The organism is Legionella israelensis (genome assembly GCF_004571175.1).
Classification (GTDB): Bacteria; Pseudomonadota; Gammaproteobacteria; order Legionellales; family Legionellaceae; genus Legionella_D; species Legionella_D israelensis.
The window spans coordinates 43,945-60,877 of sequence record NZ_CP038273.1 but is presented as its reverse complement, the minus strand read 5'-3'; the positions used below and the strand labels follow the sequence as shown (position 1 = coordinate 60,877).

Sequence of the window (16,933 nt, the reverse complement as noted above, 5' to 3'; positions counted from 1 at the left end):
ATCAGGCTTCTTCTTTATTTAAATTAGCCTCAATATAATCGATTGCTTCTTGAATTGTGGTTATTTTTTCAGCTTTTTCATCCGGAATTTCTGTTTCAAATTCTTCTTCAAGTGCCATCACTAATTCAACAGTATCCAGAGAGTCAGCTCCCAAATCATCAACAAAAGAGGCGTCATTTTTTAATTCCTCTTCTTTAACGCCCAATTGCTCAACCACAATTTTACGCACTCGTTCTTCAACTGTACTCATAATTTTTTTGTCCTCTCTCGGTTAAAAAAACAGTTTCTTAATTATACCTATTGAAAATCATTTAACGAAAATCATATTGCTTTAGTCAAATGAACTGCATTTCATAAAAACGAATTCCAATAATTCTGTTGCGTAGTTTATTCAAATATTCAGAGAACGCAAGTCTCTTAGTCCATATACATCCCACCATTGACATGAATTGTTTCACCTGTGATATATTTCGCACTATCTGATGCTAAAAAAACAACAGTTTCTGCAACGTCATCTACCATTCCCAGTTTTCTTAATGGTATTCTTTTTAACATTTCTTCTTTCACTGCATCAGGTAATGATGCTGTCATATCCGTATCAATAAAGCCTGGGGCCACCACATTCACTGTTATACCCCTACTGCCGATTTCCTGAGCCAGTGATTTTGAAAAACCTACTATCCCGGCTTTAGCTGCTGTGTAATTTGACTGACCTGAATTACCACTTGCCCCAACCACTGAACCAATATTAATGATTCTTCCCCAACGGGCTCGAAACATGGATTTTAAACAGGCTTTGCTCATGCGGTAGACTGAATTTAAGTTGGTTTCTATCACTCGATACCACTCCTCATCATCCATACGCAGCAACAAGTTATCTGCAGTGATTCCTGCATTGTTTACCAAGATGGCTGGAGATTGGTTTTTATCCGACAACTGACTCATTAAATTTTCAATCTGAGCCGAATCTGTCACATCTAATTGTAAACCTTCACCGCTTAGATTTTCCTGGCGCAACATATCATTAATGGCAATAACACCTTTTTCAGAGGTAGCTGTACCAATGACATAAGCGCCATTTTTTGCCAGTTGCAAGGCAATGGCCTTGCCTATTCCACGAGTAGCTCCTGTAACCAGTGCAATTTTATCTTCTAATTTTAATGACATACGTTCCTCTTATACAACTGCATTGTTCATTTGTTCAAGACTTTGTAAATCGGATACATTAATGGCTTTTAAATCACGATCAATACGTTTCGTAAGGCCAGTCAAGACTTTACCAGGACCGCACTCAATAACCATTTCAACTCCCCGGTTTTTCATTAGCTGTATCGTCTCAACCCAACGGACCGGGCTATATAGTTGTTCCTGTAAACGAGTCTTTATTTGCTGTGGAGTTTGATAAACACTTAAGTCCACATTATTAATGACATCTATGGATGGTGTTGTAAAATGGGTAGCTTCAAGATATTCACCAAATTTTTCTGCAGCCTCCGTCAATAAGGAACAATGGCACGGCACACTGACTGGTATTTTCTTGGCCATCCTGGCTTCCTGCTTCAAAGCCATTTGAATTGCGCGATCCACTGCAGACAGGTGCCCGGCAATAACCACTTGCCCTATGGCATTATAATTGGCAGCTGAGACATTTTCTTTTACATTGCAGGCCTGTTCACATATTTGGCGCACCTGCTCATCTTCAAGCCCTATTATAGCAGCCATAGCTCCCTGACCTAAAGGCACATTTGTCTGCATAAGCTGCCCGCGTTTCATGACTAATGGCGCAGCTTCAATTAATGATATTGCATCAGCACATACAAGAGCAGCATATTCACCCAGACTGTGACCAGCCATCATGATGGCTTTACTCAAGCCACATTGTTGAAGGATTTTAAAAACAGCCACATCGGCTGTCAGCATGGCTACCTGGGTATATTCTGTCTGATCTAATTTCTCCTGTGGGCCTTGCTGAATTAGTTCCCATACGTCAAACAATACAGCGTCTGATACTTGTTCAAAAGTCGCTTTAACGATGGAAAACTCCTGAGCTAGATCATGAAGCATGCCAACAAATTGCGAACCCTGGCCTGGAAAGACAAAAGATTTATTTACCATACAACCTTACCTTAACACTTAATAACCATAGCACCCCAGGTCATGCCTCCACCGAATGATTCCAACAAAATAATATCATCATGTTTTATACGATTTTGACGAATGGCATAATCCAGTGCCAATGGAATGGATGCAGCAGATGTATTGCCTTGGTAATCAATAGTAACAACAACCTGAGACATAGGTAAACTTAGTTTCTTGGCAATGGCCTGGATAATTCGTATGTTAGCCTGATGTGGAACAAGCCATTTTATATCGGATTTCTGTAACTGGCTTGAGCTAAGCACTTCATCAACAATGTCACTCATAATGTTTACAGCGATTTTAAAAACATCATTGCCCTTCATCCCGATAAAAGCCTTTTCATCCATGGATGAAAAATTTGGATAGGTTAACAGCATATCCTTATCATATACTGAATGAAGTGTACTACCTAAAATTCCCTCCCGATGATCACTGGCGCTGAGGACCACTGCACCTGCACCGTCACCAAAGAGAATGCAAGTGGAGCGATCTGTCCAATCAACGGCTCGTGACATACTTTCGCTGCCAACAACCATAATATGTTTGGCTGCGCCGCTTCGAATATATTGCCATGCCACATCCATCGCATAAATAAAACCACTGCAGGCAGCACTAATATCAAAAGCAGGAATAGTGCGTGTAATATTTAATTCATTCTGAACACAACAGGCCATACTGGGAAATATTTGATTCGGAGTACAAGTTGCGACAAGAATTAAATCAATATCATCAGGTTTCAAACCAGAGTTTCTGAGTGCTGCCGAGGCCGCCTTGGAAGCCATGTAGGAGGTTGTTTCATGTTCCCCAGCTATTCGCCGACTTTGAATGCCTGTACGAGATACAATCCATTCATCACTGGTATCCAGCTGTTTTTCCAGTTCAGCATTAGTGAGAATTTGCTCAGGCAAATAGCTTCCAGTTCCATTAATCACAGCATTTTTCATAATAGTAAACCTTGATTGATAAAGTCAGTGATTTGATCACGGACCAAATCCACCACATTATTTTTCACTTCCAACATAGCTTCCTCAATGGCATATTGAAAGGCAAGTTCATTTGCTCCGCCATGACTTTTTACAACAATGCCGTTTAATCCCAAAAGACTGGCTCCGTTATATTTCGCCGGATCCATTCGGTTTTTAAGATTTTTTATCGCAGGCAGTGCAAAAAGGCTGGATAACCTTACCAGCCAATTTTTGCCAAATGATTCTTTAAAAACAGTTTGCATCAGTTGGGCAAGACCTTCACTGGCCTTTAAAGCTACATTACCGACAAAGCCATCGCACACGACCAAGTCAACTTCGCCGGTATAAAAATGATTGCCTTCAACATAGCCGACATAATTCATCACGGGACTTTCAGCAAGCATATGAGCCGTTCGTTTAACCTGGTCATTACCTTTTATTTCCTCAACACCTATATTTAGTAATGCGATTTTGGGATTCTTTTTCTTATCCACAGCCTGTATCAAGGCAGATCCCATAACAGCAAATTGAAATAAATGCTCTGTACAGGAGTCTACATTCGCGCCTAAATCAATAACCCTTGTCCTACCCTTCATGGTAGGAAGTTCAGAAATGATGGCTGGCCGATCAATTCCTGGCAAGGTCTTCAATACAAAACGTGCAGTCGCCATTAGTGCTCCGGTATTACCAGCACTGACACAGGCTTGTGCTTTCTTCTCTTTCACAAGATTAATTGCAACGCGCATGGAAGAATCTTTTTTGTTCCTAAGCGCATGAGAAGGTAATTCATCCATGGATACAATTTCAGAGGCATGAACGACTGAAATTTGCTTTGAATCCTTAGCCCCATGTTTTTTTAACATGACATTAATCTGCTCCTGATCACCAACTAGAAGCAATTTTAAATTTGGATGTTTTTTTATAGCGCGAACAGAGGCAGGAACCACAATTTTCAAACCGTGATCACCGCCCATTGCGTCTACAGCAATGGTGATATTATTCAAGGCAATTACTCTTGATCTTCGTAAACAGTATCTGTGTCGAGAATTTTTCTGCCACGATAATATCCATCTTCGGTCATATGATGACGACGGTGAGTTTCACCGGTGGTCGGGTCCACTGAAAGAGTTGGTTTTTTTAATGCATCATGAGAGCGACGCATGTCACGTTTTGAGCGTGTTTTTCTATTTTGCTGTACAGCCATTGTATTACTCCTAAACAATTTGCATTTGTAAGGTCGGAATATTACCGAGTTTTTTATCTGAATCCAAGTATTAAGTATATAAAATTATCATTATACTGAACAATTTTCCCAGAAATCTTTTCTTTTAAATACGTATGGCTACTATCTTTCACTTATTTAAAAGTTTGAAACACACTTGGGGTACTTATTTCTGGTATATTTATTTACAGTCATAATAGATTAAAAATCAACCAAAATCCACGTTGCACTCGCCAGAATTCAAGTGGTATTGAGATGAATATAAATGCAACTCGTCTGTGACGATTTCTGTTAAATCAATTATAGCCGAAGGAGAAACAATACATTCATAATTCATTAACATTTGCTCGGCTTTAACATCGTTTTGGCATACAGCAATGCTGGTTGAATTCTTATAAGGAATAACCACTTCCCTCATGCATCTCAAGCAACATATATTTAAACCGGCCTCTGTATTTAAGTGAACAAGATATATGTCATCTATCATTTCAACATGATATGTAACCTGCACAGAACAGCTTTGTGTGATATGTACTGGGAGTCTGTCCTTAATTTCAATCGTCGTTGTTAATTTCTCTGGCTTATCAACCAGTTCTTTTAAATTTAATCTCATCATTTGATCCAAAATTTGTTATCATTGCACAATTGTTTTAAATTTAGCATATAGTATCAACATGAAAGCAAAAGTCATAGTCGGAATGTCTGGAGGCGTTGATTCATCTGTTGCTGCATGGTTGCTTCATGAACAAGGCTATCAGGTTGAAGGTTTGTTCATGAAAAACTGGGAGCAGGACGACGAACAAAGCTTTTGTGCAGCCGCTCAGGATTTGGCTGATGCTCAGGCCGTATGTCATCAATTGCGCATCCCGTTACACACAGTCAATTTTTCAGAAGAATACTGGCAACGCGTATTTACTTATTTTTTAGACGAATACTCCAAAGGAAGGACCCCTAATCCAGATGTTCTCTGTAATAAAGAAATAAAATTTAATGCTTTTCTACAACATGCGCAGAGTTTGGGTGCGAATTTTATTGCTACAGGGCATTATGCCAAGGGGCGTATTGAAAATGGTACAGGCTATTTATTTAAAGCAAAAGACAGGGAAAAAGATCAGACCTATTTTCTTCATGCCGTAAGCTCGGAAGCCTTAGGCAAATCACTTTTCCCTATAGGAGAATATACAAAATCGCAAATAAGAGCATTTGCCAGACAACTTGGGTTGGTCACTCATGCAAAAAAAGATTCTACCGGTATATGTTTTATCGGTGAAAGACGATTCAAAACCTTTTTACAGGAATTCGTCTTAGCTAAACCTGGTGATATAAAAGACATGCAAAATCGTCAGCTTGGCCGCCATGATGGGCTGATGTTTTATACCATCGGACAGCGTCAAGGTCTTGGTATCGGCGGACAGCAGCATGCAAATGACAAGCCCTGGTATGTTGTGGATAAGGATATTACAACCAATACTCTGTATGTTGCCCAAGGAAGCCAACATCCAAGATTGTATTCACAAGGGCTAATTTGTGGGCCTATCCATTGGCTTGTTGACTGTAGTGACAAATTACCTCTTGCCTGCTATGCAAAAATCCGTTACCGTCAAGACGAGCAAGCCTGTATAATCTCACCAGGTCATGGCAATCAGCATTGTGTTATGTTCTCTTCACTTCAGCGAGCTGTAACACCAGGTCAATTTATCGTTTTTTACCATAAAAACCAATGTCTGGGTGGAGCAACTATAGAACAAGTTATCCGATAATTGTTATAATTAACATGAGGTCGATATAAAAAGATGAGTGTGGGATTAGGTTGTAAGAGCGCCTAACAATCCGATTTCCTGAACAAAAACGAAATTGCAGGCTTAATAAACCGCAGGAGTTATTTAGAATGACCGCTGTTGATAACATCCAAAATAAAGATACGCATAACGAGGCTGATATTTATTTTTCAGTCAGCGCAGCTGATAAGGTGGCTTCATTAATTGAAGAAGAAGAAAACCCCAAGCTTAATCTTCGTGTTTATATCACAGGAGGCGGATGCTCCGGGTTTCAATATGGCTTTACCTTTGATGAAAACATTGCCGATGATGATACAGTCATAGAACAAGCATGCTCAAATGGCGAATCATCGGTAAAATTGCTGGTTGACTCAATGAGCTATCAATATCTGCAAAGTGCAGAAATTGATTATATTCAAAGCATTCAAGGGGAGCAATTTGTAATTCGCAACCCTAACGCGAAAACAACATGTGGCTGTGGCTCTTCATTCAGTATTGATGAAGACGATGACAGTTAATATGATACTCCTGACTTAATAAGGACGCACGATTACTTTAGTGCCAATTCGCATAAAATTAAAATACAGCCATCGAGCATCACGAGGCCTGACTCTGATACAACCATGACTAGCGTTATAGTTTGGTACATCAGGTGAGCCATGTATAGCATAATATTTACTGTAAAACATACAATATGGCATAGGTGCACCACCTTTACCCACCGGATATCGACTGGAACGACAATTTGCTCCTCTTTTACTAATGATTCGATAAGTACCTGAAGGTGTTTTGCAAGAGCGGCCAATATCAGGACAGTACTTTCTTCCACCTGACCCCCGCCCCTGCCTTACCACTTTTCCATTATCATTAATGGCTTTCCAGGTTAATGTTTTGGGGTTAAAAATAAAGGTATTGGCATAAGATGCAGTAATGAAGAAGCTTGAGAGTAAAGTGATAATAAAGATTTTTAAATAAAGGCTGGATTGAAACATAATTCTTCCTGAACATTGATCCCTTTTGTAATTTTAGTTCAATTTTTGATCAATTCAACCCTTGCTAGCCGTTGTCCATCAATTACTATTTCAAGTAAACAGAGTCAAAACTCATGAAACGACAGAAATTAATAACATAGGCAATAAAATAATTAAAACTTAATAAATGATGGAAAAAAAAATAAGATTATCCATACTCAAATAAAGCCAATCTTGATTCATTGATTTAAGTAGATAAGCGAGCTTAAATTTTGCAAGGAAGTGAAAAATGAAATTATTTAACTGTAAGATTAATGTGAACTACTGGTTTATTTTCCCCGTAGCTTTAATTGCAATAAATATCGCCAAAGCAGACCCTGCATCAAAGGTTGCCAGATTAAGTTATATTGAGAATATCGTAAGTTTCTTACCCGGAGGAGAAAAAAAATGGGTAAAAGCAAGTGTAAACCGTCCTTTAATTCCGGGAGACAGCCTGTGGGTCGATAAAAATTCCCGCGCTGAATTGCAGCTTGGATCAGCTACTGTAAGGCTAAATGGACTTACAAATACAAAAATTTTAAATCTTAATAATAAAATTAACCAATTCCAACTTACACAAGGCACGCTTCTTTTGACCGTATATCGCTCAAAACCAGAACAAAAATACGAAATAGATACACCAAACCTGGCTCTAACATTAAGCAAAAAAGGACTATATCGCGTTGATGTTGATAAAAATTCTACCGTAGTCAGCATTCGTAAAGGAGAAGCGAATGTTTATGCGAAAAACTCTGCCTTAAAATTGCGTGAAGGATTGTCATGTCGATTTACGGGAACGAATTTAAAAGACTATCAATGTAAAGCCATTGGGCCAATGGATGAGTTTGATCGTTGGTCTTTAAAAAGAGATCAACGAATAGAAAAAGCCTCCTCAACCAAGCATGTTTCCTCGGCAGTGATCGGATATGAAGATCTTGAATTTTATGGAAAATGGAAGTCTGTGAAAAAACATGGCTATGTTTGGATTCCGGATGATGTTGAAGAAGATTGGGTGCCCTATCGAACAGGACACTGGGTTTGGATTCAACAATGGGGTTGGACATGGGTGGATGAACAACCGTGGGGATTTGCTCCCTTTCATTACGGTCGATGGACTTATATTGAAAAAAGATGGGCGTGGGTTCCTGGACCGGTAGATGTTGAGCCTCTTTATGCTCCCGCTTTAGTCGCATTTGTCGGCGGCAGAAACTTTCAACTAGAAGTTACCACTGGAACAGTAGGAATTGCTTGGTTTCCACTCGGGCCCGGCGATATATATATACCGCCTTACGATGTAAGCCGCCATTATTTTACCCAGATAAATATAAGCAATACGGTGATCAACAATACTTATATTAATAAAATCTATAATGACCGAAGTGTGAACATTAATTATCAAAACGTAAATATCAGTAATGCAATAACAGCTGTTCCAACACAAACCTTTATTCAATCCCAACCAGTCAGCAGCGCAACGGTGCAGGTTTCAGAGGAAACTATTGAAAAAGCACCAATATCCTCATTTGCTAGTGTCACACCTGAATCTGCAAGTCTTCTTGGAGGCGCAGAAACGGATGTACAACCAGCACAGGATATAACAGACAGATCCGCTATCGTGAAAACTGAACCAGCAGCACAACCTGTTCCTTTTTCTAAAGAAAAGCAATTATTAGAAAAAAATCCTGGAGAACCCTTATCTGCAGAAGAAACTCAAAATTTACAAGAAGAATCTGTTAAACCAACACAACTACAGCTTGTTGATCCAAAAACAAGTCCACAACCTGTCGAAGAAACCACACAACCTGTGCAAGAGCCCGAGGTAAAACAACCCGAGGTTCAACCTTCTCAACCTGAGGTGCAGCCTTCTCAACCTGACATACAGCAGGCTCCTGAAGTTCAGGAACAGCCTGAAGTACAGCAACCTGAGGTGCAGCCTTCTCAACCTGACGTACAGCAGGCTCCTGAAGTTCAGGAACAGCCCGAAGTACAGCAACCTGAGGTGCAGCCCGACGTGCAACAGACTCCAGAAATTCAGGATCAATAAGGCAGACAATGACCTCAATCAATGCAAAATTAATAAAAAAGAGTACAGCGTGGTGAAAAGAAATGCCAAATTATTCCAAAATTGGACATATTGTCTATAATTAAAAATTGAATAATCCTTTTAAAAAGGAACAGACACTGTGGCTACGGAAGGGAACAGTTCTATTCAAAATGTGCTGTCATTGCCAAAAAGTGGTGGCGCTCTCCAGGGAATAGGAGAAAGTTTTCAACCTGATCTGTTTACCGGAACCGGGAATTTTTCCATTCCTATTCATCTTTCGCATGGTCGAGACGATTTTACACCATCACTAACTTTACAATACAGTTCAGGACATGGAAACGGTTGCTTTGGCTTAGGATGGCAATTATCAATTCCGTGCATCACGCGTAAAACATCCAAGGGTTTGCCGCGTTATAATGACGATGATGTCTTTGTTTTATCCGGCTCAGATGATTTAATCCCTCTTACCACAGAAGATGATCCTAATTTTGATTATATTATCACCTCTTATTGCCCCCGCATTGAAGGTTTATTTGCCCGAATTGAGCAATGGGTGAGAAAAGAAGATAGCGATACGCACTGGCGGGCAACTGACAAAAACAACATAACCAGTGTCTACGGACGAACCAAACACGCACGGTTGTTTGACCCTGAAAACGAACATCATGTATATCAATGGCTGCTGGAAGAAACCTACGACTCCAGAGGCAATCACATTCTTTATGAATATGCCCGCGATGCTACAACCATCCCTGCTCAGGATATCTATGAAGAAAACCGAAATTATGCCCAGCTTTATATACGTCGCATCTATTACGGCAACCTGCCTTCTCCACTCATTGATGAACAGGGAAACGCTGTCACCTATCCCGGTAATAAACCCATTGGCCACTTACGGCATGGGCTTGATCATAACAACGGTGTATCTACTGTTTCGCGGCGTTATGCATTTGAAGTGGTTTTTGATTATGGGGACTGGAACAGTCCAGTGATGGATTATTCCAAAGAAAAAATTCCAATTGGTCAACATCCGGAACCATTACCCTCAGCAAATCAGGAAAATTTTGATAAAAACCATCCTGTGCGAGCCGATCCATTTTCAAACTTTCGATCCGGCTTTGAAATACGCACCTTACGTCAATGCCTGCGCATCCTGATGTTTCATCATTTCAAAGAACTTGGTGGCCCGGCTCTGGTCTCCTCGACTGACTTTGCCTATGCAATGGATGAAAATTCCCATTTATCCTTTTTGAATCAAGTCACCGTTAGCCGCTATCAAAAAGATAAAACCAACCACAATTATATTCAACGCCGAATGCCTTCGATTGATTTTAAATACACGGAATTTCAACCGCAAAAGCAACGTTATCAATCCATTGAAGCTAAAGAAGCTGATATGCCACCATTATCGCTTAAAAATCAAGACACAGCCTTGCTAGATGTCTTTGGCGACGGGATGCCTGATATTGTTCAAAGCACCTCAAATGGTTTTCATTATTGGCGTAATCTGGGCGAGGGGCAATTGGATCAACGTCATATTATGCATCACAGTCCTGCAGGTGTCATGTTGTCACAAGCCGGTGTTGGGTTTGGGGATATTGGTGGCGATGGAAAAGCCGATCTGTTAGTGCATCACTCCCCTGTCAAAGGATTTTATGAAATGACAGATGACGCAGGATGGAGCACTGCACATTCTTTTAAAATTTATGAAAAACCACCCATCATTGATTTCAATGATCCTAATGCGAGATTAATTGATCTGACCGGAGATGGGCTACCTGATTTGCTCTTGACCAAAGAGAACAGCTTTGTCTGGCAGCAAAGCAAAGGAGAAGATGGATACGATGTTGCTGAATGGATACCCAGAATACATGATTTGAATCTGTTCCCCGATGTATTTTTTGCCGATCCATCAGAACGCGTGCGACTTGCCGATATGAGCGGTGATGGACTTAAGGATGTCGTATTGCTTCACAATGGTCGCATAGATTATTGGCCGAATATTGGTTATGGTCGTTTTGGCAAACGCATTACCATGAAAAACACCCCATTACTGGAAGCTCATTTTAATCCAGCACGTTTGTTTCTAGTGGATATAAACGGTACTGGTATAGCCGATTTAGTTTACGTGGATACGAAGGCGATTTATTTTTGGTTCAATCAAAACGGAAACAGCTGGAGTGAAAAACAAGTCATCTACGGCACCCCTGTGATCCATGATCTTTCCGCCATTGATTTCGTTGATTTTTTTGGTACTGGCACGACCTGTTTGATTTGGAGTAATGATTATGCCAGCCAACCTGGCTCCAATTATAAAGTTCTTGATTTTTGTGGCGGCTATAAGCCTTATCTTTTAACAGAAATGAAAAACCAAATGGGTACAACGACTCGCGTTCAATATGCCTCTTCCACTAAATTTTTTCTGGAAGATGAAAAAGAAGCGAGCACACGCTGGATAAGCCATTTACCTTTTCCAGTTCAGGTGGTTGAAAAGGTAGAAACGATTGATCATGCCAACAAAACCAAGCATGTTGTGCAATACCGCTACCATCACGGTTATTTTGACGGTCGAGAACGTGAATTCCGTGGATTTGGACGAGTAGACACCTTGGACACTGAACATTTCAATACTTTTCATGAGGAAACATTGCACGGTGATTTAACCTTTAAACCTGTAAACATCAACTCCTCATTTCATTTACCGCCTGTATTGACCAAGACATGGTTTCACACTGGTATCTATTATGAAAAAAAGGAAAATGGACAATACCTTGATGAAGATCAATTATTCGAACAGTACCGTAAAGAATTTTACGCAGGTGATCTGAAAGCCTTTAAACCTGGAAACAACAAAGTACCGGTTGAGGACAAGCCACATGAAGCCTATCGAACATTACGCGGAGCAATGCTTCGTACTGAAATCTACGCTCAAGATGGCTCTGACAGAGCCAGTCACCCCTACAAAGTAACAGAAACGTTGTATGAGGTGACTCGACTGCATGATTCAAAACCTGAAGCATCGGCTGTTTTTTATAGTTTGCCTTTTTTAAGCATTTCATATCAATACGAACGCAACCCCAACGACCCGCGCATTAGCCAGGAGTTGCTGTTAAAAAAAGATAAACAGGGCAATGTCTTGTTGTCAGCTAATATTATTTATCCCAGACGACCAGGCCACATTCACGATGGATTGCATGAAAACCCACAATGTAATGCCTCTTTACAAGCTCTGATGCAGTATGAGCAAAGCAAAACGCATATCATTGTCACCAATAAAAAGTACATTGAACCATTAGATTCCACAGGACCTGGTGCTTTTCGCCATAGTCTTCCCTGTGAAACACGTGTTTATGAACTCACCGGTATCGAGCCTTTGGAAAATGTATGTTATACCGCGAATGAAATTCAATTTGCTTATGATAATGCTGTTGAAATTCCTTATGAAAGCCTCGCGGATAACCAGCAACTGAATAAAAGACTGATGACTTGGAACAGGACCTTTTTTCGAAAAGACAAGGCAGCCAATCATCTGGATAGCCATGATAGCTATAATGATCGTCTTTCTTTAGGCAAGATCGAACCCTTAGGGTTGCCTTACGAATCTTACCAGGCCATCATGAGTCGCACTCATTGCAGCCAGATTTACCGAAAATCCCATGATACGGAAGAAGTGATCACTGATGCTATGATGGAAGGACATAACGAAGCTGGTTATGTAGAAATGGATAATTACTGGTGGATTCCCTCAGGACGTGATCTATTCTCCCCTGAATTGTTTTATGAAACGACGAAACATCGTGATCCTTTTAATCAAATCACAAGCATTCACTTCGATCCTTATGTGTTGTTGCCTTTATCCATCACTAATCCGCTGGATCAGATCACAGAGGCTAAGGATGAACAGGGAAATATCCGCCTTAATTACCGTGTGATGCAACCGGAAGCCGTCCGTGATGTCAACCAAAATGTCAGTGAGGTTTTGTTTGATACTTTGGGAATGGTGATTGCAACGGCTGTCAAAGGAAAAGGCGATGATGCCGATTCCATAGAAGGTATTGAAGAAATCGTCACAGAGGCACAATTAACCGATCCCATCCAGCATGAACAAACCCTTTTAGGCAAAGCCACATCTCGCACCATTTACCAATTTTCAGCCGTACCCGGTTATGTGCATACACTAAACCGTGAGATTCATCATGCTGATTTAGACAGTGGTGCTACCAGTCGCATTCAGCATCAACGCATTTATTTTGACGCTTTAGGGAGAACGCTGCAAACCAAAAGGCTGCTCGATGAGGGTAAGTCTCCTGAGCAGGAGCCAGGCAGCGGGAAAATTTTACTTAAACAAGGCAGAATAGCGTATACCGGAGCATCAAACCAACGTTGGCAGGTCAGTGGTTGGACTATTTTGAATAATAAAGGTAATCCGGTGCAAAAATATGAACCCTTTTATACCGATCGTCTGGAATTTGAGTTTGATATACGTGCCGGTGTCACGGCCGTTTTGTTTTATGATCCACTGCAACGTGTGATAGCAACTCTTCATCCTGATCATACTTATGAAAAAGTGCTGCATTCCTCCTGGCACCAAATGACGTGGGATGCCGGCGATACCTTGCTGTTGACTTTACAAAACGACCCCGATATTCAAACCCTGGTACACTCGTTTTTGCAATCATATCGTCATCCGCTTGACGAGCGAGCTTATAAAAGCTGGTACGATGAACGGATTTCAGATCGCGCCAATAAGCCTTCAATCGATAACCCCAATACACCCCCTGAACAAAAAGCTGCACTTCAGGCTGAAGCGTATGCAGATACACCTGCAGTCATTTTTTTTAATGGTTTGAAGCAGGCTTTTATTTCGATAACTGACAATAAGTCAGAAAAGCTGGTCACCCTGCAGCATTATGACTTAGAAGGAAATATTATCACCACTAGAGATGCCAAAGCTTCCGATCAGTTTTTGCAAATGCCATTGCAAAACGTTCATAATTTGAATGAATGGCCAACTACCATCAGCTTTCGCTATCAATATGACATGGCAGGACGTATGTTGAAAATGACAAATCCGGACTCAGGCGAAAAAATAATTTTTTTTAATGTTAGGAATCAACCCTGTCGCACCTGGGATGAAAACGGCAATGAAACCAAGGCAGTATATGATGCCTTGCATCGGCAGACTGAACTATGGATAAAAACTTCTGAGACAGAATTTGGCCTGGCAGAAAAAATCATTTACGGTGAAGCAGCCAATGATCCTGTTAAGAATTTACATGGAAAGCCCTGGAAAATTTATGATGGTGCAGGACTTTTAATCCATGAGAAATATGACTTCAAAGGAAATACGCTGAAAACCACTCGGCGGCTTCTTAAAAATGGAATGGAAACAGCCATGCGCTGGCCGATAGATTCCCACGGCTTATTCGATGAAAACAATGCTCAAAATCAGTTGCAGCCCGATTCTTATACCGTAGAAACAAAATATGACGCTTTAAACCGTATCATTGAAACGAAAACGCCTGACAAAACCTTACAAAAATATTCCTACAATCACAATGGATACTTAAACAAACTGCAGGTAAAAGAAAATGGAAACCAGCAAGAAGTCGATTTCATTAAGACCATCTCTTACAATGAACACAATCAACGCGTTTTTATTCAATACGGTAATAATGTCGTCACTGAATTCACCTATGATGCCGATACAGCACGTCTGACGTGCAATCTTACCCGACGTGGTTCAAGTGCCAAGGCGCTCCTGGATCTGAATTATTGCCATGATGCGGTGGGCAACATCACCCAAATTGAAAATAAAGCGCAAGCAACCGTGTTTAATCATAATCAAGCGGTTACGCCCATCAGCAGCTATCGCTATGATGCGCTTTATCGTTTAACTCAAGCAAGCGGACGCGAACATGAGTCCATGAATGCCTGTCATTATCAGTTGAAAGATCAAAAAAATACCGCATTTTATGCAATCCCTCAACCACAAAGCAATACCCATGCCCTTCTCAATTACACTGAAAAATATGAGTACGATAAAGCCTTCAATTTGAAAAAAATCAGTCATCACAACAGCCAAAACAGTTGGGTTCGCCAGCAAACGTATGCCAACAACGGCAATCAACTTTTAACGAGTCATGCCGGTTGTCAAGGTGAAAGCAATATCTTCAGTTATGATAAAAATGGCAACCTTTTACATTTGGCGCATTTACCCTTGTTGCAATGGAATTTTAAAAATCAGTTAACCACAGTCCAGCTTAATGTTAGTGACGATCCGGATTTTGCCTTTTACCAATATGATGCCTCTGGACAACGAGTGAGAAAAACCATTGTTAAAAAAGGAATCATTGAAGAACGCATTTATATCGGTGGATACGAAGTTTATCGCAAAGTAAAAAATGGCTCAGAAGTATTCCGACGCGAGACCGTACACATCGTGGATAATCAGCAACGCATCGCCTTGATTGAAACCAGAATCACAGACACACAACTCACAGAAAGCGGACCCGGTAAGCGTGTTCGTTATCAACTCACCAATCATCTTAATGCGTGTGTGATGGAGGTCGATGACACACCACAAGCCAAATTAATTTCATATGAAGAATATTATGCCTACGGCGGTACCAGTTATATCGCTTACTCTTCAAAGACAGGGCTTTCTGTAGCGAACAGAAAACGCTATCGTTACAGTGGCAAAGAACGTGATGACGAAACCGGCTTGTATTATTACGGCCAAAGATATTATATTCCGTGGCTAGGCCGGTGGGCAAGCTGCGACCCCGCAGGCACAAAAGACTCATTAAACCTCTATCTTTTCCTTAAAGCCAATCCTATCCGCTTTACTGATCCAAATGGTACGGATACCGCAGATAATATTAAGGCAGATATCAATGCGGAAATGACAAAAAATCTTAATCTGGAACTGGAGCTGGCAGAACTTGAAGCAAAAATAGAAAAACAACAAAGTATTATTGAGGAAAAAATGAAGAAAGGAGGTGATAAAGCAGCCAAGAAAGCTGTTAAAGCACAAATAAAAGAAATGGAAATGCAAAAAAAACGAATAAGCCTGATGGATGAATTAAAACAATCGGACAAAAAAATAAAAGAACTTCACACGCAAGCTAATAATAAGCTTAACAAGCGACTCTTTCGAAAGGCGACAACCATTGAAAAAAATGCGCGCGTGTTAAATGAAATCAGCGACAAAATCCAAGATTTTTATTATGTAAAAGGTGAAATGGCCATGGCCAAAGCCGGAGAATTGGTTGACAACTCCAATCTTTTAAAATCCTTAAGGGAATTTAAAACAGACAATCGTTTGATAGCCAAATTCTCGCAAAGAATTAATTTTTTCAAAATGTTAGGCAAAGGCAACTTGCTAAAAACTACAACGCGTTCATTAGGAAAAGCTGGGGGCCATGTCTTGGGTGTTTTTGCTGATACCCCAATGAGTGATGGTGGCGAAGGATTGACGCCAGATTTTTTTGATCCGCATTTTGCCGATCGAATCGATGCTGAGAGTAATTATTTTGGCGAATTAATCAAATACAAAAATGGCTTACGCGACACAGAGCCCACACCGCCATGGACACAGCCCGATGAGTTAAATGCTTTGGGTAAATTAGGAGTGGCCCTGCAAGAAGTTGAGAAAGAACATAAAATTTTTGAAACAGCACAAACATCTTACGGTAATTGGCTGGGTGATTTATATGATGATTATCATGAATGGCGATACGGCGCCTCACAATAAGAAAGTGAGAATATAGCTT

12 protein-coding genes are annotated in these 16,933 nt (G+C 40.5%); 4 read left to right on the top strand and 8 right to left on the bottom strand.

Annotated features, from left to right (window positions below; all coding sequences use genetic code 11):
* Position 1 precedes the first annotated feature (1 nt).
* The 7 genes from acpP to E4T55_RS00210 all read right to left on the bottom strand — a co-directional run bounded on the left by acpP (position 2) and on the right by E4T55_RS00210 (position 4,942).
* Positions 2–250, bottom strand: a complete 249-nt coding sequence (gene acpP, locus E4T55_RS00240; RefSeq protein WP_058502356.1) for an acyl carrier protein — start codon at positions 248–250, stop codon at positions 2–4.
* A 167-nt stretch (positions 251–417) separates the two neighbouring features.
* A complete protein-coding gene (gene fabG, locus E4T55_RS00235) occupies positions 418–1,167 on the bottom strand; it encodes a 3-oxoacyl-ACP reductase FabG (RefSeq protein WP_058502355.1) in 750 nt (249 codons plus the stop codon).
* Positions 1,168–1,176: 9 nt separating this feature from the next.
* Complete coding sequence (fabD, locus tag E4T55_RS00230) at positions 1,177–2,115, bottom strand: ACP S-malonyltransferase (protein ID WP_058502354.1); 939 nt, start codon at positions 2,113–2,115, stop codon at positions 1,177–1,179.
* Positions 2,116–2,126: 11 nt separating this feature from the next.
* Complete coding sequence (locus tag E4T55_RS00225; RefSeq protein ID WP_058502353.1) at positions 2,127–3,083, bottom strand: beta-ketoacyl-ACP synthase III; 957 nt, start codon at positions 3,081–3,083, stop codon at positions 2,127–2,129.
* Positions 3,080–4,108 carry a phosphate acyltransferase PlsX gene (gene plsX / locus E4T55_RS00220; protein WP_058502352.1) on the bottom strand — a complete coding sequence of 343 codons (1,029 nt, stop codon included), beginning with the start codon at positions 4,106–4,108 and terminating at the stop codon, positions 3,080–3,082. Before plsX ends, E4T55_RS00225 begins: the two co-directional genes overlap by 4 nt.
* Positions 4,109–4,113: 5 nt before the next feature.
* Entirely contained in the window at positions 4,114–4,308 is a 195-nt protein-coding gene (gene rpmF, locus E4T55_RS00215) for a 50S ribosomal protein L32 (RefSeq protein ID WP_058502351.1), read from the bottom strand.
* Between the two features lie 226 nt (positions 4,309–4,534).
* The gene (locus tag E4T55_RS00210; RefSeq protein WP_131780722.1) at positions 4,535–4,942 is read right to left on the bottom strand and encodes a DUF177 domain-containing protein; all 408 of its coding nucleotides are present in this window, start codon (positions 4,940–4,942) and stop codon (positions 4,535–4,537) included.
* Positions 4,943–5,000: 58 nt separating this feature from the next.
* On the opposite strand from E4T55_RS00210, the gene mnmA reads away from it, so the two are divergent.
* Positions 5,001–6,086 (top strand): tRNA 2-thiouridine(34) synthase MnmA, encoded by a 1,086-nt coding sequence (gene mnmA, locus E4T55_RS00205; RefSeq protein WP_058502349.1) that lies wholly within the window; start codon positions 5,001–5,003, stop codon positions 6,084–6,086.
* Between the two features lie 128 nt (positions 6,087–6,214).
* On the top strand, positions 6,215–6,622 hold the full coding sequence (gene erpA, locus E4T55_RS00200; protein ID WP_058502348.1) for an iron-sulfur cluster insertion protein ErpA: 408 nt from the start codon (positions 6,215–6,217) through the stop codon (positions 6,620–6,622).
* Between the two features lie 15 nt (positions 6,623–6,637).
* Here erpA and E4T55_RS00195 read toward each other — a convergent pair whose 3' ends face one another.
* Positions 6,638–7,096, bottom strand: coding sequence for a L,D-transpeptidase (locus E4T55_RS00195; protein ID WP_058502347.1), 459 nt, complete (start codon positions 7,094–7,096; stop codon positions 6,638–6,640).
* A gap of 268 nt (positions 7,097–7,364) precedes the next feature.
* Between E4T55_RS00195 and E4T55_RS00190 the strand changes: the two genes are divergently transcribed.
* Together E4T55_RS00190 and E4T55_RS00185 are read left to right on the top strand one after the other, a co-directional pair.
* Positions 7,365–9,158, top strand: a complete 1,794-nt coding sequence (locus tag E4T55_RS00190; RefSeq protein WP_058502346.1) for a DUF6600 domain-containing protein — start codon at positions 7,365–7,367, stop codon at positions 9,156–9,158.
* A 139-nt stretch (positions 9,159–9,297) separates the two neighbouring features.
* A complete protein-coding gene (locus tag E4T55_RS00185; RefSeq protein ID WP_131780723.1) occupies positions 9,298–16,914 on the top strand; it encodes a SpvB/TcaC N-terminal domain-containing protein in 7,617 nt (2,538 codons plus the stop codon).
* The last annotated feature ends 19 nt before the right edge of the window (positions 16,915–16,933 follow it).